This is a genomic window from Pseudomonas sp. S1(2024), from assembly GCF_046557535.1.
The window spans coordinates 18,971-39,072 of record NZ_JBKGFP010000003.1 but is presented as its reverse complement, the minus strand read 5'-3'; the positions used below and the strand labels follow the sequence as shown (position 1 = coordinate 39,072).

Below are 20,102 nucleotides of genomic sequence, written 5' to 3'. Positions count from 1 at the left end.
GCGGCGTTTGAGCAAGGGCGGCGAGGCCCTTGAGGCGCTGCGGCATCAAGGCCCGTGGTTTGGCGAGCATGGCGGCAGCTTCATTGCAGAAACCCTTTCGCCCCCCATCGGTGAGCTTACGGAGTGCTACCGGCAGGTTATTGGCAGTGCTCAGTTCCAGGCTCGCTACCGGCAATTGCTCGAACACTATGTTGGCCGTACCACGCCGTTGACACTGGTGGAAAACTTCTCGCGCGAGATCGGCGTGAAAACCTACCTGAAACGTGAGGACCTGACCCACACCGGCGCGCACAAGATCAACAATGCCCTTGGGCAGGCGTTGTTGGCCCAGATGATGGGCAAGCGCCGCGTGGTGGCCGAAACCGGCGCCGGCCAGCATGGCGTGGCGACGGCGGCAGCCTGCGCCTTGCTGGGTATCGAGTGCGTCATCTACATGGGCCTTCGCGACACCCATCGCCAGGCACTGAACGTACAGCGCATGCGCTTGATGGGGGCAAAGGTGGTTGCGGTAAGTAGTGGCACGCAGACACTCAAGGATGCGATCAACGAAGCACTGCGTGACTGGGTGGCCAACGCTGATGACACCTACTACTTGCTGGGTTCAGCCTTGGGACCGCATCCCTACCCGGCGATCGTGCGGTATTTCCAGAGCGTTATCGGCGATGAGGCCAAGCGCCAGTTCATGGCTTTCGAACAGGGTGCGTTGCCCGATGCCGTAGTTGCTTGCGTAGGGGGCGGTTCCAATGCCATCGGCCTGTTCTCGGCATTCGTCGACGACGCATCCGTGCAACTTTTCGGTATCGAGGCCGCAGGGCAGGGTGAAGACAGCGGGCAGCATTCGATCCGCTTCAGTGGTGGCGGGCAAAGCCGCCCAGGTGTACTGCAAGGCTGCCGTTCCTATGTACTGCAGGACTGCCATGGCCAGATCGGCGAGACCCACAGCATGGCGCCTGGCCTGGATTACCCGATGGTCGGCCCGGAGCACGCGCAGCTGCATGACAGTGGTCGGGCCAGCTACCTCTCGGCCAGCGATGCGCAGGCCTTGCATGCCCTGCAACTGCTGGCACGCAGCGAAGGCATCATCGCGGCGCTGGAAAGCGCGCATGCCCTGGCTGGCGCAATTATGCTGGCGCCTCGCTTGCCTGAAGGCGCACGCATCATCGTCAACCTTAGCGGTCGTGGTGACAAGGATATGCAGACCATCACAGAACTCACCACAGTGAAGGAGAATCTGCAATGAACCGAATCGACAGCTGTTTCGCCACCTTGGCGTGGCAGGGCAGAAAGGCGCTGATGCCCTACCTGACTGTGGGCTACCCCGCGCTAGACAGCCTGCCGGCACTGATGCTGGCCGTGCAGCAGGGCGGGGCCGACATCGTGGAGCTGGGCATCCCGTTCTCAGACCCGGTAGCCGACGGCCCTGTCATTCAGCACACCAGCCATACGGCAATTACCAATGGCATGACGCTGTCGTTGGCGCTGGAGCAGATCGCCAGCCTGCCTCGCGACGGGCAGTCGCCTGCGCTGGTGGTCATGACCTACACCAATCTGCTGCTCAATCACGGGTACGCGAAATTCGCCGAGCAAGCGGCTAGGGCAGGGATCAGTGGCGTGATCGTTCCTGACATGCCTGTAGAGCACAGTGAACCTCTGCGTACAGCGCTGGAAGCTCAGGGGCTGTATCAAGTGTTCCTGGTTACGCCAAACCTGAGCGACGATCGCCTGGCAACTATTGCCCGACACGCAAGGGGCTTTCTCTACCTGGTTTCAGTATTGGGCACCACTGGCGAACGCGATCAGTTGGCCGATATCACGCCATTCGTCGAGCGGGTGCGGCGGGTGACCAGCCTGCCGTTGGCGGTGGGTTTTGGCATAGGTACGCCAGAGCAGGCCAGGCTCATGTGGCAGCAGGCGGAGGGCGTGATCATCGGCAGCGCCCTGGCAAGGCGTTTGGCCAATCCGGTTGATGCGGCGGAACAGGCGAAGCAATACCTGGCGGCGTTCAACGGGGGGCGCGCATGACTGTGGTGTGGCCGCAGGGCACGATAAAAGTCTGTGGCATTACCCGCCATGAAGATGTCGAGGCTTGCTTGCATGCTGACGTCGACCTGATAGGCCTGGTGCTGGTAACTGGCTCGAAGCGCTACCTGACCGTGGAGCAAGCGGTAGCGCTGCGCAAGCAGGTGGCGGGGCGGGCCCGGGTGGTTGCTGTCTTCATGGATCAGCCGTTCGAGCATGTGAGGCAGGCCTGTGCTGCGCTTGCCCCGGACCTGGTGCAATTGCACGGCAGTGAACGGGGTTGCTGCTGGGCGAACCTGGGGCTGCCGCTGATCCGCCGCATTCAACCGACAGCTTATCGGGCAGGGCCCAGCAGCAGCGAACTGCCATTGCTCGACCCTGGCGCGGGGGATGGCATAGCCCACCGCTGGCCGGTGGGAGACTACCGTGCGGCGATGATCGCCGGTGGCCTTCAGGTGGGCAATGTCGCGGCCATGGTACGGGCTTTGACGCCTGCTGGCGTGGATGTCTCTTCGGGGGTCGAGACCTCGGCGGGGTGCAAGTCAGCCCAGGCCATAGAAGCGTTCTGCACCAATGCCCGGCTGGCCTTTTCCCACAACGCGCGAGGTACGCAGCAAGCCAGCCTGGTCGATGCACGCCACGGTGTCGCTGCCGCGCAATCAGGCCTCCGGCCCAACTGACGAGTACTGAACATGCCGCAGAATGTACGAGATCTGGTGATGAGATACAGCCAGGGAGAGTCTTTGCCAGCCGCGCAGTTGCAGGGTGCATTTGGTGCATTGATGCAAGGGCGGCTGCCCGATTCGCTGATTGCCGCCCTGTTGACCGCCATGCAGGTCAGGGGCTTTCAGGCAGATGAAATCGAAACCGTCGCACGGGTCGTGCGTGAGCATCTGATTCCGGTACAGCATGCATGCAAGGGGCCTTTGATAGATCTTTGCGGTACGGGTGGCGATGCCCGCTCCACCTTCAATGTCTCGACTACCAGCAGCTTTGTGGTAGCTGCCGCTGGGGTACGGGTTGCCAAGCACGGCAATCGCAGTGTCAGTTCCACCTGCGGCAGTGCCGATGTCATGGAGGCACTGGGGCTGCACCTTGACCTGGGACCTGAACAGATTGCCAGGTGCCTTGAAGAGATCGGCATCGGTTTCATGTTCTCGCCTGTGCATCGCCCGGCATTGCCTGGCTTGACTAGGGTGCGCAGCGAACTGGCCATGCGCACCATCTTCAATGTCGTCGGCCCGCTGACCAACCCTGCACGCGTTGATCGCCAGCTACTCGGGGTATTCAGCGCTGAACTGGTGCCGATCATGGCCCAGGTTCTCGATGCGCTGGGCAGCGAGCGGGCAATGGTAGTCCACGGGCTGGATGGCCTGGACGAGATTTCACTGTCTGGCGCCACTGTTGTCGCCGAACTCAAGGACGGCTGCATCAGCGAATACCTGCTGCACCCGTCCGACTTCGGTCTGGTCCCGCAAGCACTGGACGCCTTGAGGGTGAAAAGTGTCGCTCAAGCCCGACAGATGTTCCTCGACGTGCTTCAGGGGCAACCGGGAGCGCCCCGCGACATCGTTCTGCTCAACAGTGCCGCAGCGCTCCATGTATGCGGCAAGGTTGCCAGCATGGCCGAAGGCGTAACGATGGCGGCGCGAGCAGTGGATAGCGGGCAGGCCATGCATGCCTACGAATCGTTGTTGTCATTTACCCAAGGGCTGCGCAACTGAAGGCAAGGCACGGGATATAAGGAGCTAAGGATGGACACGACTTTGGGCACCGTAGCGGTAGTGGGGTTGGGTTACGTCGGGCTGCCGCTGGCAGTGGAGTTCGGCAGGCACCTGCCCACCATCGGGTTCGATATCTGCCGACGCAGCATCGAGCAGTACCGTGATGCGATCGACCCTGCCGGGGAGCTGACCGCCCAGCAGATGCAACAGGCCACTCACCTTGTCTACAGCGAAGACCCGGCGGTGTTGCGTGATGCCGACATTATCGTTGTCGCGGTTCCGACGCCGGTCGACGCGGCCAATCAGCCCGACCTGTCGCCATTGTTGAAAGCCAGCGAGACAGTGGCGACGCATATGAAGCGGGGCGCCTTGATAATCTTCGAGTCCACGGTGTTCCCGGGTGCCACCGAAGAGCGCTGTATCCCGGTATTGGAAACAGTGTCCGGCCTGCGCTGGAAAGAAGACTTCAATGTGGGCTATTCACCTGAACGCATAAACCCAGGTGATCGTAAGCATACTCTGTGCGAAGTGGTAAAGGTGGTATCGGCAGATACACCGAAAAGCCTTGCTACAGTGGCCGGGCTGTACGAACTGATCATTCGTCCCGGTGTGCATCGGGCACCTTCGATCAAGGTGGCCGAGGCTGCCAAGGTGATCGAGAATACCCAGCGCGATTTGAACATTGCGCTGATGAACGAGCTATCGGTAATTTTTTCCGAGCTCAAGATCGACACGTGCCAAGTGCTCGAGGCCGCCAACACCAAGTGGAACTTTCTGGACTTCAAGCCGGGCCTGGTGGGTGGGCACTGCATTGGTGTGGACCCCTATTACCTCACCTACAAGGCTGAATCACATGGCTATCACCCGCAGGTGATCCTGGCAGGGCGGCGCATCAACGATGCCATGGGCAAGTGGATCGTCGAAAAAACCATCAAGCAGATGATCGCCGCCAACCGCGTTGTCAAGGGCGCCACCGTGAACGTGCTGGGTTTCACCTTCAAGGAAAACTGCGCCGATGTACGCAACTCCAAGGTCAATGACATTGTTGTCGAGCTGCGCGCTTATGGCGTCAACGTGCATGTGCATGATCCGTTGGCCGACTCGGTGATGGTTGCCAGGCAGTACGGTTTCGAGCTGACCGCCTGGGAACGGTTGCCTGCTGCCGATGCAATGATTGTCGCGGTGCCTCATGAGGCCTATCGCAGCAAAGCCATGAGCGCGATGCATGAAAAGCTGCTGCCTGGTGCTTGCGTCGTCGATGTCAAATCGGTGCTGGATCGCAACGCTTACGAAGCTCAGGGTTATCACTTCTGGCGGTTATAGCCGAGCGGGCTACGGGTTGCCGTAATAAGCCCGCTGGCGGCGGCGGTACCAACCGCCTGCTGCCGGCTGACCGAGCCAAGTTTGTGTCGGGCGTTGAGCAGGTGAAAGTCGATGGTACGCTCTGAGCAATCAAGTATATGGCTGATTTCCCAACTGGTCTTACCGGCACTGGCCCAGTAAAGGCACTCCGTCTCCTTGGGCGTCAGGTCTTGGCGTACTGGCATACCGGCATGCAGTTGGTAACGCAAGCCGGCTAGCAGGTAGGGCACCAGCATGAACAGCTGGCTGACTGCCGGGTTGGAGAAGTCTGGCTGGCTTGCGGCCTGGCTGTCGTCGAATGCCACGCTCAAGGTGCCCCTGAACAGTTCGTAGCGCAGCGGTATGCTGACACCGCTGCGTAACCCGAACTGTTCTCGTTGGTCCCAAAAGTGCCGCGAGCGACCGCGTGCCCTCCGGCGTTCGGCAGCCCAGAAAATCGGTACCAGTTCCCGGTGGCAGTGCTTGAGGATAGGGTCTATTTCGATGAGCCCATCGCTGCAGTACTGCTCCAGCCATTGCCTGGGAAAGGTCGTGATAACCCCCTGTAACGGGTTCGCGTCCAGTGGACGGGCAGGCCCCAGGCTGATCAGGAAGCTGGCGAAGCCCAGTTTGCGCAATACTTTTTTCAGCAGGCGCTCCCAGTCAGAGCGGTTGGTATCCTTGGCGAGACTCATGAAAGTGCTCATTGATGAAGAAACCTCGGTCTGCCCGTGAGCAGAAAACGATACGGTGTGCTTGTCCATAAACAATTCGCTCCTGTTGATACCGCATTGGTCCGGCGCCCACGTGACATCGTCCGGTTACACGGCGTGCCCTGCGTCTGCGGGAATGCCATGGTTTGACAGGGCGGTGTCGGCCCTGCACAAACCATGGAATGCCGTTCGGTTTTCCGGGGATTGGGGCCGGTCCGGCCCTCAGGCAAGCGGTGCCATGACATGGCTCCATGCCGTTTTACACGTCAGCCCAGGTACTGCCTGATGAAGCTTCGGAACACGTCCAGCCCGTTTTCCGTGAGGATGCTTTCCGGGTGGTACTGAACGCCTTCGATTGGCAGCGTGCGATGACGAACGCCCATGATGTAGCCATCGTCGGTGGACCGTGAGGTCACTTGCAGGCACTCGGGCAGGCCTTGTTCTGCGATCATGAGGGAGTGATAGCGGGTTGCCTTGATCGAACGACCATGCGTATGGGCGTACACGCCTTTGCCATCGTTTTCTATCTCGCTCACCTTGCCGTGCATGACATGTGCAGCGCGGCAGACCTGGGCGCCGAACGCCAACCCCAGGGCTTGATGGCCCAGGCAGACGCCGAGTAGCGGCAGGCGTCCCTGAAAATGCTCGATGATTTCGATGTAGCCAACATCCGCAGGGTGCCCAGGGCCGGGTCCCAGTACACAGAAGTCCGGCGCGAAGGCCTCGATCCGCTGGATCAGGTCAGGCTGATCATGGCGCTCGACGCGGGTTTCCAGCCCGAGTTGTTCAAGGTACTGGCTGATTATGAAGACAAAGCTGTCGTAGGCATCGATCAAAAAGACTTTCACAGTGCAATCTCCTTGCCGGTCACTGCGCGGTAAACGGAACCCATCTTGAAAAGCGTTTCCTTCCACTCCATTTCGGGCGTCGAGTCCGCTACCACGCCTGCGGAGGCCCGCAGGTGATAGGTGCCCTGGTCATGTACGGTGGAGCGAATGCACAGTGCAGTGTTGACACTGCCATCGAAGCCGATCAGGCCTAGGGCGCCTGCATAGATGCCCCTGCGATTGCTTTCCATCGCTTCGATCAGTTCCATCGCCCTGACCTTGGGGGCGCCTGACATGGTCCCGGCCGGGAATGACGCCTTGATCACGTCGTAGGCATCCAGGCCTGGGCGCAAGATCCCGCGCACATTCGAAACCATGTGGTACAGGTGCGAATATTCTTCCACCAGCATGAATTCATCGACCTCCAGCGACCCTGCCTGGCATACCCGACCAATGTCGTTACGGCACAAGTCAATGAGCATCAGGTGCTCCGCGCGCTCTTTTTCCGAACGGGTAAGTTCGAGTACCAGGTCGGTCGGATCGACGCCGGGTTTCTTGCCTACAGTTCCGGCAATGGGGCGCATTTCAATCAGGTCATCCTTGATCCTGACGAACAGTTCGGGGCTGGCACCGATCAAGTCGATCCCGCCGACATGTGCCAGGTACATGTAAGGAGAAGGGTTGCGCGTACGCAGGCTCTTGTAGACATCGAATGGCGTGACCTGCGAGCGGATGCGGATCTCGTGGCCCAGCTGGATCTGGTACACGTCCCCGGCGCGGATATGCTCCATGGCCACTTCCACCCGCTGGTTGAACTGCTCCGGGGTGACTGTTCGGGTTTCTTCGAATACCTGCGGGTAATGGGGCTGCGCCTGCGAGATGGCAGGTGCAGGGGCCTGCAGGAATGGATAAGCCGCCAGGCTGCGTGCAGGCCACAACGCGTTGTTGTTGATCAGGGTCTCTACCGTGCCATTGCTGTGGAAGTACACCAGCGTCTGGTAAACCGACAAGGCTATGAGTGGATAGTCATGGGTCTGTTCGGCCAGAGCGGGCAGGCGCTCGATCAGCCGTACACTGTCGTACGAGAAATAGCCGAAGTAGGCGAGGCTGTGGGCCGCGCCCGGCGAAGGCAGGAACAATTTCTGAATGTAACGAAGTAGATCCCAAGCGGCTTCGCGGTCCTGTAATTCGATTTGCAAATCCGCGCTGATATTCAGGCCGTGCTGACGCAGGCAGCCATACAGGTGATCGCAGAGTTCAGGCTGGCCACGAAGGTAAGCGTGCCGTTCATCGATACAGACTTCAAATAGTGGTTCCAGGCCAATGATGGTGGCGCGTCGGTCACGGCTCGGGCCAGAGAGCGACTCGAGAATGAACACCGATTCACGGCCGAGTTGCTCAAGTGCATGCGCATAAATACCAAGTGCATCGGTAGCGCGACGTTCTTCATGGCGAAGTGTGGCCACGCGGAGTAAATGATTATTCACGGTTAATACCATTTTCAGGGTGAAGCGGTTCAGGCGCTTTCAACAGAAAGCGCCAACGGATTTAAAGTGCTCGAGCACTTTAATTGGGTCTGAAAGTTATGTTCCGGATACCGGATACCGGCGACCGCCGCCGCTGCCACGCGTCGCGCAGCCTGACAGGCATGCTGACGAATAGCCGGCAAGGCTGGAGGGCGGTTGCCCAGGTACGGAGAAAAAAGATCAGGAGACGGCTGTCAGACAGCCAGCACTGGTCTTCGCTGTATTAGCGACGCCAGGTATTGCTTTTGAAAATGGCCAGGACGGCACGAGAGCAGCTAACAGGGTAGCTGAGGGAGGAGCGGATAGCAGAAAGGTGATAGTACATGTTTAGACATCCCAGTCTTGGCTAAGCACTGCGGTAGAAGACCACAGTGAACCGAAACTACCAGCGCGGTTGTACAGTGTCAACAGTTGCCGCATGAATAGTCAGGCAGGCGGAAACTATAGAGTCGCAATAGTTTGCGCGGTAAATAATACCAGATCGCGTATGGCACCGTGCCATATCAAGATTCGAAGGTGCGCGCAACTGTGGAATAGCGCAGCTGGGTAACTGCAAGTTCAACCACTAAGGTACCGGTCGCTGAGTTGCAGTCCCCCTCAACCGGAGCGCCTGAGATGAAAGAACAACTGGACACCTTCAAGAAACGCTATGACCCGATTCACCATGCATATTGGACTGACACGCTGACCGATGCCGCCTTGGCCGAATGGCATCAGCAACAGCTGCGAGAGGTAGTCGATCACGTCAAGCGCAACTCTCCCTTCTACGCCCGGCACCTGGCCCAGGTCGATGCTGGCAACCTGTCCCTCGACGCGTTGACGACCTTGCCTTTCACTACCAAGGATGACTTGCGCGAAGCGGGCTTCGATATCCTTTCTGGGCCACTTGAAGATGCCATCTTCTACTACGAAACCACCGGCACCACCGGCCCGGCGACACCCTGCCCACGGGATCGGAAAGAAAGCCATGCCAGCAATCGTCAATTGGCCATGGCCTATCAGGCCGTGGTGGAGAAGCACTTTCCGGGCGAGAAGACCGTGGTTGGCATCATGGGACCGACCGAAGTTCACTCCTTTGGCGATACCCTGGGCGACGTCTGTACCCAACTCGAACTGTGCAACGCCAAGATCTGGCCGCATTCGCCGGTAATCGGCTGGCCCAAGGCATTGCAGCTGCTGAAGGATCTGCGCATTGGGGTCCTCGCATCGGCGCCTGGCCTGTTGCTGGCCATGGCCAAGGAGGCCGAGCGTCAAGGATTGAATCCGCGCGAAGACTTCAGCCTGCGCGCATTCATGATGAGCGGCGAACTGTGTACGCCGGCACTCAAGAACAACCTTTTCAGCCTGTGGGGAGCAGAAGCCTACAACAGCCTGTATGGCTCGCAGGAAGCGATGATTATTGCGGCTTGCAATGCCAATGACCAGTTGGTGCCTCATCGTCTGAACTACCTCATCGAGGTGCTGGACCCGGTTACGGGCCAGAGCCAAGGGGCGACCGGGGAGGGTGAACTGTGCGTGACCATGCTGATACCCGGCAGCAAACCACTTATCCGTTATCGCACCGGTGACCTGGTATCGATCCAGTCGCGCCCTGGCTTTGCGCAGTCCATGCGCCAGGTTGTCAAGGTGGTCGGGCGCGTCAAGGATGCGGTGCAGTTGAATGACCGCGCGTTTTCTGCTGCGCAGATCGAGCAGGCCTTGCTCGAAGGGGTCGAGCAGTGCCTCGGCTACCAGGTCGTCCTCAGCCGCGCCAACGATCGCGATACCGTCATTGCCAAACTGGAGATGTCGCGTTTCTTCGAAGGTGATCGGGGGCGCCTGGTGCTGCTTGTCAAAGAGCGGTTACGCGAACGCCTGGGGGTCGAAGCCACAGTCATGGTCGTCGATGACCTGGCCGAGCATGTGAACCTGGGCAGCTGGTTCAGTTGGAAAGAGGCCCGCATCGTTGATCAACGCAAAGGTCGGTGAGCGCAGCCATGGGTCTGTCCGTATGTGTGATCGATTCCGCCAGCGAGTTGTTCGAAGCTGTCAGGCAGCTTCGGGCGCGCTATCTGGGGGAAAATCCTGCGCAAGAGGATGATTACGAGCGGCGCGAAGCGCTGCGCGATGCCCTTTCCTACCACCTGGTGTACCTGGATGACGGCCATGTGGTCGGTACGCTGCGTGCAACCCCTTTGGGCCACGGTCTGAGTTTTGCCGAGCGCGCGGTTGATGTGCATGTGCACTTTCCGATACCCACCGATGCCTTCGACGCTAATCGCCTGGTGTTGGACGAGCGCTACCGCGGCGGCCGACACCTGCGCACCTTCTTGCTGCAAGCGGCTATCTGGCTGAAGGCCAACACCCATTTGCGATTCATTTCAGCGCTGTGCCGGGGCCAGTTGGCCGCGCTGTATGTCGGGCTAGGCGGGCGAGTGCTCGCGGATGACATCACCTGGGCTACAGCTCAGGCCGAGCGGCGCTACAGCCTGGTTTACCTGGAGCTTGAACACGTTTACCAAACCGTCAAAGGAGGCAATTGAAATGCAGGCATTCTTCAAGGAACTCGACGCCATCGTCGAAGCGGGCTGGGCCCAGATCAAGCAGGGTGAATACTGGAAGTTCAGCCTGGCCAATGCCACCCCACCAGCGCTGTACCAGCAGGTAATGCTGCAGGTTTATCACTACACACGCTACAACTCGGTAAACCAGGCTGCCTGTGCATTCAGCGCCGACCCGGAGCAAACCACCTTGCTTCGTTTCGTCTACAAGCATGCACTGGAGGAGCTTGGCCATGAGCGCATGGTCCTGCGCGATCTGGAGGCTGTCGGCCTGCTGCCACAGCAGATGCCCGCACCGCTGGCACCCACCCAGGCTCTGATCGCATTCCTCAATGATGTAGCGATCCGCAAGGGCCCGATCGCCCGGCTGGGCTACAGCTACTGGGCCGAGGACGTCTATGAGCATATCCAGCCGGTGCTTGATCGCTTCCGCAGTGACTTGAAGCTCAAGGACGAGCAGATGACCTTCTTCGTCGCGCATTCGACCATCGACGAAAAGCACTCCGAGGAAGTTCGCCTGGCCATGGAACGTGCGGTGAAGACCGAGGAAGAGCGCCGGCAGATCAAGGAAGTGGCGCGCGTCACCTTGTGGCTGACCGGGCAACTGCTGGAGGAGGCCCTGCGTGCCTATCTGGCGGGCGAGGACAGCATGCGTGAGGCTTCCTGAGTGATGAAACTGGCCGTCATAGTCGGGTCAAGCCGGCCTTGTGGTGTCAGTGCACGGGTGGTGGCACTTGTGCGCCGCCACCTGGGCGAGGGGGCCGAGGTCGATGAAATCTGGTTGAAGGATTATCGCATCGACTATTGCGATGCGGATAACGCCTGCTCTCTCGAGGACTGTGCCGTACCCGATGATGTCGGGCAGCTGGTGGCGCGGCTGGACCGTGCGGACGCATTGCTGTACGTGCCGGTCATGCATGCCTATGGCCTCAACAGCCGTTTTCAGGCCTTTCTCGAGCGCGTGGGGTACGGCTTCATGCGCCCCCGGAATCGCCCCTTGCGGGACAAGCTTGCCGCCATTGCCGTCGTCGGACGCCGTTATGGCCATACGGCAGTGTTCTCACAGGTTGTCCTAAACGTACTGCTGAACAAGATGATCCTGGTCGGTTCGGGGTTCCCACCTTGCTTCCAGACCCAGCTTGCACATGACCCAGAAGCCGAACAGGCGCTCTGCGAAACCCTTGACCGGCTTCTTGAACACTACAACAGGCTCAACTCCACCTGGCGCCCGCAGGTCAAAGTGCCAGGCGTGGTTCGCCCGATACAATTCCTGAAGGGATGATCGCCATGTCATTGAAAGATTCCATGCTTGCCCTGCTGGTCGCCTTCCTCTGGGGCGCGCAAGTCACTGCAGTCAAGATCGGCGGCGCCGAGTTGCCACCGATCCTCATGCTCGCCATGCGTTACGCGATCATGGCGCTGTTTCTTTTTCCGTTCCTGCGACGCTGCAAGCGCACGCAAATGGTCTCGATGACATTGGTTGCAACGGTGACGGGTACGCTGCATTTTGGCTTGCTGTATTGCGGCATCGCTCGGGTCGATGCTTCGACTTCAGCGATCATCTACCAGTTGGCCACACCATTCACCTTGATCCTGGCCTGCCTCCTGCTCGGTGAGGCTTTGAAGCTCAAGGTGGTAGCCGGTATCACCCTGGCATTCTTCGGGGTGCTGGTGTTGCTCGTCAGTGATGCCCCTTCAGGCACCCTGACCGGCATGTTGCTGGTGGCGCTGGCGGCATTGGCGTTTGCCACCGGGTCTGTATTGACCAAGCGCATGGGGCCGCTGGACCCGCTGGCACTCAGTGCCTGGACGGCAGTGGTCGCAGCGCCACAATTACTGGTCTGGTCTTTGGTCCAGGAAGGGGACCAGTGGTCAGCGGTAGCCAATGCGAGCACTCAGGCCTGGTTGGCCATGGTCTACACGGCGCTGAGTGGTGGTTTGCTGGGGTTCGGCTTGTGGTTCTGGCTGCTGGGGCGCAACAGCATGCAACAGTTGACGCCGTATCTGCTGCTGGTGCCAGTCTTTGCCATCGCTGTAAGCCAGGCGCTGCTTGCCGAGGGCTTCGGGCCTCGCCTGTTGCTCGGGGCCGTGCTGACCTTGCTGGGGGTTGCACTGTGCCAGTTGCGGCTGCCAAGCCGTAATAACCTGGCGGTTACAGATAGCACAGGGCGGGAGGCGGTCGATGAACGTCGTTGATCGTGCGCTGCTGGCCGGTCTGCGCTGCCTCAATCGCTGGCGCTTTGCCCTGAAACCCAGGCGCCAAGGTCGCCTGGCCTACCTGGAAAGTACGCGGCAGGAGGGGCCGAGCCTGGTGTTTCTGCATGGCCTGGGGGCAAGCAAGGATCAATGGGGCCCAGAGGTTTATCAGCTCGCCCGCAAGCACCATTGCCTGTTCATTGACTTGCCAGGGCATGGCCAGTCCACTTGTCTGGCCGACCAGAGTCTGGGGCCGCAGGCAATGCTGACCGAACTTGCAAGCCTGCTTGATCGGCTGTCGGCACGCCCTGTCGTTTTGATTGGCAGTTCGTTGGGCGGCTGTGTGGCAGCGCTTTATGCTGCCAGGAAACCGCAACGTGTCGAGCGGCTGGTACTCCTGGCTCCGTCCGGGCTGGGTGAGGCAGTGTTGGGGCCGGTGTTCCAGGCCAGTCTGCGTGACGGCCAGGACGGCAACTTTGGTTACCGTTCAGTCGAGGAGATGCAGCGTTTCTGGCGCTTGCTGTTTGTCCGGCCGCCTCAGGTGACCGGCCGGATTGCAAGGGCACTCGCCGCCAGCGGCCGCGCCCGCTACACGACGTTGCAGAAAGTTGTAGCCGATACCCGACACGAAGGGCTGGACATACTGGTTGGCCAGTTACCGAACATTGCCTGCAGGACACTGGTGATCTGGGGAAGCGACGACCAGGTGTTTTCCATTGCAGTGCTGGAGTCGCTGTTACGCGCGTTACCTGACGCCAGCAGCCAGGTGATCGAGGGCACCGGGCATGTGCCATACCTGGAGCGCGGCAGCGAGGTAGTAGCGGCCATCACACGCTTCATGGGACCGTGCGTGCTGGAGGCAAGCCGATGCTCGAAGTGATCGCGGGTAACCGCGGGCAGATGTGCCCCACAGTATTCTCGGCGCTGACACGGTACCGTTATGAAGTGTTCATCGAGCAGATGGGGTGGGCTTTGCCCTGCGCCAAAGGCGAGGAGGTGGACCAGTTCGATCGCCCAGATACCGTATACGTGCTTGCACGGGATGCCAGCAGGGAAATTGTAGGATGCGCGCGCCTGATTCCAACGGATCGCCCGTTCTTGTTGGGCGAGGTCTTTCCGCAGTTGATGGGAGACACGCCACTGCCATCCTCCAGACGGGTCTGGGAGTTGTCACGCTTCTCAAGCCGGCGCTCATTGATGCACCGCGCGCAGTCGGCTCCGTGCTGGCATGACACCACGTGGTTCATGCGTAAAGTCATTGGCGTGGCGCACGAACTGGGGGCCAGGCGCCTGATCGCGTTCAGTGCGCCGGGCAATGAACGCTTGCTCAGGCGAATGGGGGTCACTACCCGGATAATTTCTCAGCCGCAGTTGGTGGATGATCTGCCTGTCGTGCCGTTCTGGATCGACATTGGCAGGCGCCCCCGCGCACTGGCGGCGCAACGGCGGTCATGCTGAGGTGGTAAACCTGTAGCGTGCCCGCAGCTGTCAGCGTTTTGTGAGCAGCCCGGTGCACGCCAGCAACCCTACCTCGAACAGTACCCACATCGGCACCGCCAGCATCGTCTGCGAAAACACATCCGGCGGCGTCAATATCATCCCCACCACAAAGCACCCCACGATCACGTAGGGCCTGCTGCGCCGCAACGAGGCCACATCGGCCAACCCCACCCAGACCACGATAAACGTCGCTACCGGGATCTCGAACGCCAGCCCGAACGCCAGAAACAGCGCCAGGATAAAGTCCAGGTACTGGCTGATATCGGTCATCATCGCCACGCCCTCTGGTGTAACGCTGGCAAAGAAGCCGAACATCATCGGGAACACCAGGAAGAAGGCGAAGGCCATGCCGGCGTAGAACAGCACGATGCTCGATACCAGCAACGGTAGGGCAATGCGCCGTTCACGGCGGTACAGCCCTGGCGCCAGAAAGCCCCAGGCCTGGTGCAGCAGTAGTGGCATGGCGATAAACACTGCGCACATCGCAGTCAGCTTGAACGGCGTCAGGAACGGCGAAGTGACGCTGGTGGCGATCATGCTCGCGCCTTCCGGCAAGAAACGCCGCAGCGGTTCGGAGATCAGCGTGTACAGCGTCTGGGCGAAGGGGAACAGGCCGGCGAACACCAGCGCCACCAGCGCCAGGCAACGCACCAGGCGTTTGCGCAGGTCGCGCAGGTGTTCGGTCAGCGGCATGCTCGCCGCCGGGTCCATGGCAATGCTCATGAAAGGTTTTCCTTGGGGGGAGCGACCGTGGCCGCATCATTGGCCGGCTCCGTTTTCAGGCTGATGCCTTGGCGGATCTCCTGTTCCAGGCGCTGCAAAGGCGCACTGTCGAGATTGGGTAGCTCGACAGCGGGCAGTTCGATCTCCCGCTCCACCTGCGTGCGCAGGGCGTGCATGGCCCTGCGCGCCTGGCCCAGGCCGCGCCCGAGGGTGCGTGCCGCCACCGGTAGGCGCTCCGGGCCTAAAACCAACAGCGCGACGATGCCGACCAGCAGCAACTCGCTGAAGCCTACCTCGAACATCAGGGCTGACGGTCCGCTTGCGGTTGCTGCGTGCCCTGACCGGTCAGCGGGCACTGTTGCTGCACCTGCGTATGCGCTGGGGGAGTGGCGTCAGTGTCACCGCCCATGGACTTGCGAAAACCCTGGATCGCCTCGCCCACATCGCTACCCAGGCCCTTGAGGCGCTTGGTACCAAACAGCAGGAATACGATCAGCAGTACGATCACCAGTTGCCAGATTCCAATGCCACCCATTGCGACCACTCCTGTAAGGTCATGAAAAGGAAAGACAATCCTGCCTCGTGCAGATGACGTACACATGACGAACGGTCACTGCCATCTACCTGCAACACCGGACGTGTTGACTGGCGTTTTGTTCAGCGAGGGAGGCACGCACGGATGGGTGGCAGGCAACAGCAGGGCGCGGCCCTGCTGATGGTGATGGTGGTGCTGGCGATGCTGGCGGCGGGCATGGCCTGGCTGGTGGAAGACGGCCGGCGCCAGGTCGATGAGGTGCGCCTGTTGCACCAGCGGGTTCAGGCGCGAGCGATGGAGCAGGCTGGCCTGGCCTACGCCGAACAGGCCCTGCGTGACCCGGCCTGGCGGCTGAGCCCGCTGTTCTGGCAGGCCCTGCGCGGGCAGCCGCTGAGCTACGATTTTGGCGCTGGTCAGGCGCAGTTGCGGGTGCGCGACCAGCACACCTGTTTCAACGTGAATGCGCTGCTCGGCGCTGACGGCGAGCGTGCTGAGCGCCAGTTGCGTTACCTGCTGGGCGGCGACATGGCTGCCGAGCGCCTGGTCGATGCCCTGGCCGACTGGCTGGATGCCGACAGCGATGCCCGCCTGCAGGGCGCCGAGAGCGCCCAGTACCTGCGCCAGCAACCACCGCGCCTGGCGGCCAACCAGCCAATGCTCGATACCAGCGAGCTGAACCTGCTACTGGAGCCGGACCCCAGCCGCCAAAGCCGTTACCCGATGCTGTGCGCCTTGCCGCAGACCACCGGCTGGCGGCTGAATGCCAATGCCTTGGGGCTGGAGCATCTGCCGTTGCTGGAAGCGCTGTATGAAGGGCGTTATCCGCGCTCGTTGCTCAGCCGCATCATCAGCGGCCGGCCGGCGTCGGGGTATGTGGATGCAACTGCGCTACGCCAGGCTCTGGGGGCGGTGGATGACGAAACCTTCGAGCGCTTGAGCGAAGGGCTGCTGCTGAACAGCGGGTATTTCCTGTTGCAACTGTCGTTCGCGGAGGAGGGGCGGGTGATACGCAGCGAGTTCCAGGTGGAGGCATTGGGGGTGGTGCAATGGCATGCCCGGGTACCGGCGCAGCAAGTGCGGGTGCGTAGCCGCGAGCCGATAGCCTGGTAAGGCTTGAAATAGCCGGGGCTGCTCTGCAGCCCAATCGCCGGCAAGCCAGCCACATACGGGAATTGCACGGTATTCAGGACCTGTGATCGTGAGCTGAAACCAGCCGCGTGTACTGATAGTCTTGCTAGTTGCGCCTTGCCTCGGAAAGACCAAAACTTTCAGCTCGCCGTCTTGCGAGGCCAAACCTTGTGTCAGTAGCTCTGCGTGCCTATTGCCCTTACGGGCACCACCCAAACCAAGCTAGCTCGGCATTCATGCTTGGCTACAATGGTGAGCGAGAAGACTGCCGTTCCGGCACCTACCTGCTAGGCAATGGTTATCGGGCTTACAGCCCAGCCCTGAGGCGATTTCTTTCACCTGATGGCTGGAGTCCTTTTGGTGCAGGCGGACGAAATGCTTATAGCTATTGCTCTGGAAATCCAGTCATGGGGTCGGATCCAAGTGGTCACGCGGATCTAAGCGGTCTGCGTAGAGTACCGCGAACGCTATTGAAGCAACCGCGAAGGGCAGGGGACCAAGACGCTCAGCGGCAGACTGCAGAACAGCGTGTGGAGGCACTACGTGCCAGACTACAGCGGCAACAAATGCCCACACAAGCTGTTACGCAAACACTGAGAAACCCTATGGCTCAGCCGGGTACAGAGTATCTGGCTAACCGTCGTGCACCAGCAGTTAGTACAGATCAACAGCTGCCATCGGGCAACGGGGGTCGAACTCCGCCCCGCCATGAAGCTGCGGGACCACAGCTACTTGACCTCGATCAGGCAGAGTCTCTGTATCAGCAACTTATTGACATGAATAGATACGAACAAACCTTTAGTCAGAATCTTTCATATTTGGCAGAAGGCACCGAACTACGTTTAGATTATGAGCGAGCCATGTCCAATATCAGAGAGCACGCAGACCAAATCCGTAGTCGACTTGGTGTTGACGCACTCAGCTGGTTCCACTTCTGAGGAAATGGTTTGCCGGTGATTGGGCAGTTCCCCGGGTACTGCGCAGCAAGTGCGGGTGCGTGGCTCAAATCCAATAGTCTGGTAAGGTGGCCGGGGCTGCTTTGCAGCCCATCGCGACACAAGGCCGCTCCTCCAGGGGAATGCGATTCCTTGTAGGAGCGGCCTTGTGTCGCGATAGGGCCGCAAAAGCGGCCCCCGTGCGCAGATCAATCAGGCGGTGCCGATCTCCCCGCCATCGATACGCTGGATCACCACGGTCGCAGCCCGCGGCCTTACCGTGGCACCTGCCGGGGTGGCATCGGTGGCCTTGTCGGTATACGGCCAGTTATCCGGGTGCTGGATGTTGACGAACAGCGTCTTGTTGTCCGGGGTAAAGGTGATGCCGGTCACCTCGCAGCCATTCGGCCCGACGAAGAAGCGGCGCAGGTCCACCTGGTTCTGCGCGTTCACCGGCACCTGCTTGCCGCTGGCATCCACCAGGTTGGTGGGGATCACTGCCAGCAGCTGGTCGTTGGTGTAGTCGGTCACGGTGCTCTCGCCGTTGTCGGTCTCGAACCACAACACGCCACGGCTATCGAAGCTCATGCCATCCGGGCTGGCGAACTGGTTCAGTTCGGTCAGGCCGGAGCGGTTGATGTCGGCAGTGCCGGCAGCGTTGGCGCCGAACACGAAGATGTCCCAGGTGAAGCTCAGCTGGTCATCGCTGTCGTGCCAGCGGATGATGTGGCCGTGACGGTTCGGGCCGCGTGGGTTGGCTGCATCGACCTTTTCCGGCGTGCGCGCGCTGTTGTTGGTCAGGGTCAGGTACACGTCGCCATTGAGCGGGTTGACCGTGGTCCATTCCGGGCGGTCCATCGGCGTTGCGCCCACGGCATCGCCAGCACCACGGGTGTTGAGGATGATGCCCGGCAGGTCGCCATACAGTGCGCCCAGGGTACTGCCGCCAGTGGTGGCGGTGCCTACGTCCAGCAGCAGCCATACACCGGTGCCGTCGGCATTGAAGCGGGCGACGTACAACTTGCCTTGGTCGAGGTACTTGGCACCGGTGGCCAGGCGGTCGGCCGGGTTGGCATCGGCGGCGTCCCACACCGCGGTGGACACCCACTTGTACAGGTACTCGTTGTTCGAGTCGTCACCCATGTACCACACCAGCGGTTTGCCGGCGACCGCCAGGCCCGGGCAGCAACCTTCGTGGCGGAAGCGGCCCAGCGCGGTGCGCTTGGTGGCCAGTGTGGCGCTGTTGTACGGATCGATCTCGACGATGTAGCCGTAGGTGCTGGCTTCGTTGCGGTAGTCGTCGGTAGCGCTGGCGCCTTTTACGGTGACGTCGAAACGGGCGAACTCATCTGCCACTTCGCTGCTGTCACCGGCTGCGGTTTCCCACTTGTACTGGCCGCTGGAGGTGCCCACGCCAATGCGGCGCTGGTCTTCAGGGCGGGTACCTTTGTTGACGAAGATGCCTGGCCAGTTCTCTTCACAGGTCAAGTAGGTACCCCAGGGGGTGTAGCCGTTGCCGCAGTTGTTGTTGGTGCCGCGGCAGTGGGTGCCGTCCGGCGAATACTTGGTCTTCACGTGATCGGTGCCGCGCAGGGGGCCGGTTATTTCCATGCGCGAGGCGGTAGTGAAGCGGCGGTTGAGCGGGTCGTTGTCGACCACCTGCCAGCGGCCGCCGATTTTCTGCAGGCGCACCACGCCGGCACCATGGGCGTTGATTTCCTTGCGCACTTCCTCGACCGGGCGCTTGCCGTTCACATCGGTGGTCGGGCCGGCCGGGTGCAGGGCGGCGGTGTCGATGTACTCGAAGTTGATCGCCAGCAGGCCGTCTTCGGAGCTGCCGTTGATGGGGAAGAAGTGCATGCCGTCATGGTGCATGCCCATGGCGTTGGCCTGGTCGGTCGAGGTGTTGCTGCCGTCGGATTTCCACGGGTTGCCGTTGCTGTTGATCGGCGTGCCCCAGGGCGCCAGCACATAGGCGCTGTAACCGGCGGCTACCACGCAGGCGTCGGTGCGCGAGCCCGGAATGGACTGGAAGCCCAGTGCCAGTTTCGGCACTTCCGGCTCAGTCACGGGGGGCTCGGTCACTGGCGGTTCGGTGACCGGGTCATCGTGGTCGGAACCACCACCGTCGAAGCAGCCTGTCAGGCCGGTACCGGCAATCATGGCGATGGCGGCGCCCAGGCTGCCGCGCATCACGCTGCGGCGGCTCAGGTAGGCGTCCATGACGCTGGCCATCGGCAGGTTGCCGCTTTGGTTCCGGTCCAGGTTGTCGCCGGTATCTCGACTCATCAGGGTGTCCTTATGTTGGCTGAGTTGGAGGAACCGCGACTTTAGTGCGCAAATATGATGATTCATTGGCAGAAATGTTAAAGGGGTTTTAAAACAACTCGCTCTT

The 20,102-nt window shown here is 60.7% G+C and carries 21 protein-coding genes; 14 read left to right on the top strand and 7 right to left on the bottom strand.

The genetic code is table 11. From position 1 onward, the window contains the following. Positions 1 to 7: 7 nt before the first annotated feature. The 5 genes from trpB to ACLCGK_RS04085 are packed head-to-tail and all read left to right on the top strand — an operon-like array spanning position 8 to position 5,066. Positions 8 to 1,240, top strand: a complete 1,233-nt coding sequence (gene trpB / locus ACLCGK_RS04105) for a tryptophan synthase subunit beta (protein ID WP_410951364.1) — start codon at positions 8 to 10, stop codon at positions 1,238 to 1,240. Further along, entirely contained in the window at positions 1,237 to 2,022 is a 786-nt protein-coding gene (gene trpA / locus ACLCGK_RS04100; protein ID WP_410951338.1) for a tryptophan synthase subunit alpha, read from the top strand. The genes trpB and trpA overlap by 4 nt, the downstream gene beginning before the upstream one ends. Then, positions 2,019 to 2,699 (top strand): phosphoribosylanthranilate isomerase, encoded by a 681-nt coding sequence (locus ACLCGK_RS04095; protein ID WP_410951337.1) that lies wholly within the window; start codon positions 2,019 to 2,021, stop codon positions 2,697 to 2,699. The genes trpA and ACLCGK_RS04095 overlap by 4 nt, the downstream gene beginning before the upstream one ends. Before the next feature lie 12 nt (positions 2,700 to 2,711). Then, positions 2,712 to 3,743 (top strand): anthranilate phosphoribosyltransferase, encoded by a 1,032-nt coding sequence (trpD, locus tag ACLCGK_RS04090; protein WP_410951336.1) that lies wholly within the window; start codon positions 2,712 to 2,714, stop codon positions 3,741 to 3,743. A 30-nt stretch (positions 3,744 to 3,773) separates the two neighbouring features. Then, positions 3,774 to 5,066, top strand: a complete 1,293-nt coding sequence (locus ACLCGK_RS04085) for a nucleotide sugar dehydrogenase (protein ID WP_410951335.1) — start codon at positions 3,774 to 3,776, stop codon at positions 5,064 to 5,066. Here ACLCGK_RS04085 and ACLCGK_RS04080 read toward each other — a convergent pair. From ACLCGK_RS04080 to ACLCGK_RS04070, 3 genes are all read right to left on the bottom strand, one after another. Next, positions 5,048 to 5,779 carry a helix-turn-helix transcriptional regulator gene (locus tag ACLCGK_RS04080; RefSeq protein ID WP_410951334.1) on the bottom strand — a complete coding sequence of 244 codons (732 nt, stop codon included), beginning with the start codon at positions 5,777 to 5,779 and terminating at the stop codon, positions 5,048 to 5,050. The genes ACLCGK_RS04085 and ACLCGK_RS04080 overlap by 19 nt on opposite strands. A 284-nt stretch (positions 5,780 to 6,063) precedes the next feature. Beyond that, positions 6,064 to 6,645: an anthranilate synthase component II gene (locus ACLCGK_RS04075; protein ID WP_410951333.1), complete on the bottom strand. Its 582-nt coding sequence runs from the start codon at positions 6,643 to 6,645 to the stop codon at positions 6,064 to 6,066. Next, positions 6,642 to 8,111 (bottom strand): anthranilate synthase component I family protein, encoded by a 1,470-nt coding sequence (locus ACLCGK_RS04070; protein ID WP_410951332.1) that lies wholly within the window; start codon positions 8,109 to 8,111, stop codon positions 6,642 to 6,644. Before ACLCGK_RS04070 ends, ACLCGK_RS04075 begins: the two co-directional genes overlap by 4 nt. A gap of 654 nt (positions 8,112 to 8,765) precedes the next feature. Between ACLCGK_RS04070 and ACLCGK_RS04065 the strand changes: the two genes are divergently transcribed. From ACLCGK_RS04065 to ACLCGK_RS04035, 7 genes are read left to right on the top strand one after another with little or no spacing between them, the layout of a single operon-like run. Further along, a complete protein-coding gene (locus ACLCGK_RS04065) occupies positions 8,766 to 10,118 on the top strand; it encodes a phenylacetate--CoA ligase family protein (protein ID WP_410951331.1) in 1,353 nt (450 codons plus the stop codon). A gap of 8 nt (positions 10,119 to 10,126) precedes the next feature. Continuing rightward, positions 10,127 to 10,672: an acetyltransferase gene (locus ACLCGK_RS04060; protein ID WP_410951330.1), complete on the top strand. Its 546-nt coding sequence runs from the start codon at positions 10,127 to 10,129 to the stop codon at positions 10,670 to 10,672. 1 nt (position 10,673) lies between these two features. Then, positions 10,674 to 11,357, top strand: coding sequence for an iron-containing redox enzyme family protein (locus ACLCGK_RS04055; RefSeq protein WP_410951329.1), 684 nt, complete (start codon positions 10,674 to 10,676; stop codon positions 11,355 to 11,357). 3 nt (positions 11,358 to 11,360) lie between these two features. After that, positions 11,361 to 11,972, top strand: coding sequence for an NAD(P)H-dependent oxidoreductase (locus ACLCGK_RS04050; RefSeq protein ID WP_410951328.1), 612 nt, complete (start codon positions 11,361 to 11,363; stop codon positions 11,970 to 11,972). Positions 11,973 to 11,977: 5 nt separating this feature from the next. After that, positions 11,978 to 12,886: a DMT family transporter gene (locus tag ACLCGK_RS04045; protein WP_410951327.1), complete on the top strand. Its 909-nt coding sequence runs from the start codon at positions 11,978 to 11,980 to the stop codon at positions 12,884 to 12,886. Beyond that, a complete protein-coding gene (locus tag ACLCGK_RS04040; RefSeq protein WP_410951326.1) occupies positions 12,873 to 13,766 on the top strand; it encodes an alpha/beta fold hydrolase in 894 nt (297 codons plus the stop codon). The genes ACLCGK_RS04045 and ACLCGK_RS04040 overlap by 14 nt, the downstream gene beginning before the upstream one ends. Next, positions 13,754 to 14,344: an acyl-homoserine-lactone synthase gene (locus ACLCGK_RS04035; protein ID WP_410951325.1), complete on the top strand. Its 591-nt coding sequence runs from the start codon at positions 13,754 to 13,756 to the stop codon at positions 14,342 to 14,344. The genes ACLCGK_RS04040 and ACLCGK_RS04035 overlap by 13 nt, the downstream gene beginning before the upstream one ends. Before the next feature lie 30 nt (positions 14,345 to 14,374). On the opposite strand, the gene tatC is transcribed toward ACLCGK_RS04035, so the two are convergent. Genes tatC through tatA form a run of 3 tightly spaced genes read right to left on the bottom strand, consistent with a single transcriptional unit; the run spans position 14,375 to position 15,644 of the window. Then, the gene (tatC, locus tag ACLCGK_RS04030) at positions 14,375 to 15,109 is read right to left on the bottom strand and encodes a twin-arginine translocase subunit TatC (RefSeq protein WP_410951324.1); all 735 of its coding nucleotides are present in this window, start codon (positions 15,107 to 15,109) and stop codon (positions 14,375 to 14,377) included. After that, positions 15,106 to 15,411, bottom strand: a complete 306-nt coding sequence (gene tatB / locus ACLCGK_RS04025) for a Sec-independent protein translocase protein TatB (RefSeq protein ID WP_410951323.1) — start codon at positions 15,409 to 15,411, stop codon at positions 15,106 to 15,108. The genes tatC and tatB overlap by 4 nt, the downstream gene beginning before the upstream one ends. Then, the gene (gene tatA / locus ACLCGK_RS04020; protein WP_013971163.1) at positions 15,411 to 15,644 is read right to left on the bottom strand and encodes a twin-arginine translocase TatA/TatE family subunit; all 234 of its coding nucleotides are present in this window, start codon (positions 15,642 to 15,644) and stop codon (positions 15,411 to 15,413) included. Before tatA ends, tatB begins: the two co-directional genes overlap by 1 nt. A 144-nt stretch (positions 15,645 to 15,788) precedes the next feature. Between tatA and gspK the strand changes: the two genes are divergently transcribed. Further along, on the top strand, positions 15,789 to 16,754 hold the full coding sequence (gspK, locus tag ACLCGK_RS04015; protein WP_410951322.1) for a type II secretion system minor pseudopilin GspK: 966 nt from the start codon (positions 15,789 to 15,791) through the stop codon (positions 16,752 to 16,754). 188 nt (positions 16,755 to 16,942) lie between these two features. Beyond that, the gene (locus tag ACLCGK_RS04010) at positions 16,943 to 17,710 is read left to right on the top strand and encodes an RHS repeat-associated core domain-containing protein (RefSeq protein ID WP_410951321.1); all 768 of its coding nucleotides are present in this window, start codon (positions 16,943 to 16,945) and stop codon (positions 17,708 to 17,710) included. Between the two features lie 210 nt (positions 17,711 to 17,920). On the opposite strand, the gene ACLCGK_RS04005 is transcribed toward ACLCGK_RS04010, so the two are convergent. Then, positions 17,921 to 19,996: a PhoX family protein gene (locus tag ACLCGK_RS04005; RefSeq protein WP_410951320.1), complete on the bottom strand. Its 2,076-nt coding sequence runs from the start codon at positions 19,994 to 19,996 to the stop codon at positions 17,921 to 17,923. Between the last annotated feature and the right edge of the window lie 106 nt (positions 19,997 to 20,102).

Coding starts and splice junctions, on each gene's coding strand:
- ACLCGK_RS04050 (WP_410951328.1), top strand. CDS start 11,361: ATGAAACTGGCCGTCATAGTCGGGTCAAGCCGGCCTTGTGGTGTCAGT.
- ACLCGK_RS04095 (WP_410951337.1), top strand. CDS start 2,019: ATGACTGTGGTGTGGCCGCAGGGCACGATAAAAGTCTGTGGCATTACC.
- ACLCGK_RS04005 (WP_410951320.1), bottom strand. CDS start 19,996: ATGAGTCGAGATACCGGCGACAACCTGGACCGGAACCAAAGCGGCAAC.
- trpA (WP_410951338.1), top strand. CDS start 1,237: ATGAACCGAATCGACAGCTGTTTCGCCACCTTGGCGTGGCAGGGCAGA.
- ACLCGK_RS04035 (WP_410951325.1), top strand. CDS start 13,754: ATGCTCGAAGTGATCGCGGGTAACCGCGGGCAGATGTGCCCCACAGTA.
- ACLCGK_RS04045 (WP_410951327.1), top strand. CDS start 11,978: ATGTCATTGAAAGATTCCATGCTTGCCCTGCTGGTCGCCTTCCTCTGG.
- ACLCGK_RS04060 (WP_410951330.1), top strand. CDS start 10,127: ATGGGTCTGTCCGTATGTGTGATCGATTCCGCCAGCGAGTTGTTCGAA.
- ACLCGK_RS04055 (WP_410951329.1), top strand. CDS start 10,674: ATGCAGGCATTCTTCAAGGAACTCGACGCCATCGTCGAAGCGGGCTGG.
- tatC (WP_410951324.1), bottom strand. CDS start 15,109: ATGAGCATTGCCATGGACCCGGCGGCGAGCATGCCGCTGACCGAACAC.
- gspK (WP_410951322.1), top strand. CDS start 15,789: ATGGGTGGCAGGCAACAGCAGGGCGCGGCCCTGCTGATGGTGATGGTG.
- ACLCGK_RS04040 (WP_410951326.1), top strand. CDS start 12,873: ATGAACGTCGTTGATCGTGCGCTGCTGGCCGGTCTGCGCTGCCTCAAT.
- tatB (WP_410951323.1), bottom strand. CDS start 15,411: ATGTTCGAGGTAGGCTTCAGCGAGTTGCTGCTGGTCGGCATCGTCGCG.
- tatA (WP_013971163.1), bottom strand. CDS start 15,644: ATGGGTGGCATTGGAATCTGGCAACTGGTGATCGTACTGCTGATCGTA.
- ACLCGK_RS04085 (WP_410951335.1), top strand. CDS start 3,774: ATGGACACGACTTTGGGCACCGTAGCGGTAGTGGGGTTGGGTTACGTC.
- ACLCGK_RS04065 (WP_410951331.1), top strand. CDS start 8,766: ATGAAAGAACAACTGGACACCTTCAAGAAACGCTATGACCCGATTCAC.
- ACLCGK_RS04080 (WP_410951334.1), bottom strand. CDS start 5,779: ATGAGTCTCGCCAAGGATACCAACCGCTCTGACTGGGAGCGCCTGCTG.
- trpD (WP_410951336.1), top strand. CDS start 2,712: ATGCCGCAGAATGTACGAGATCTGGTGATGAGATACAGCCAGGGAGAG.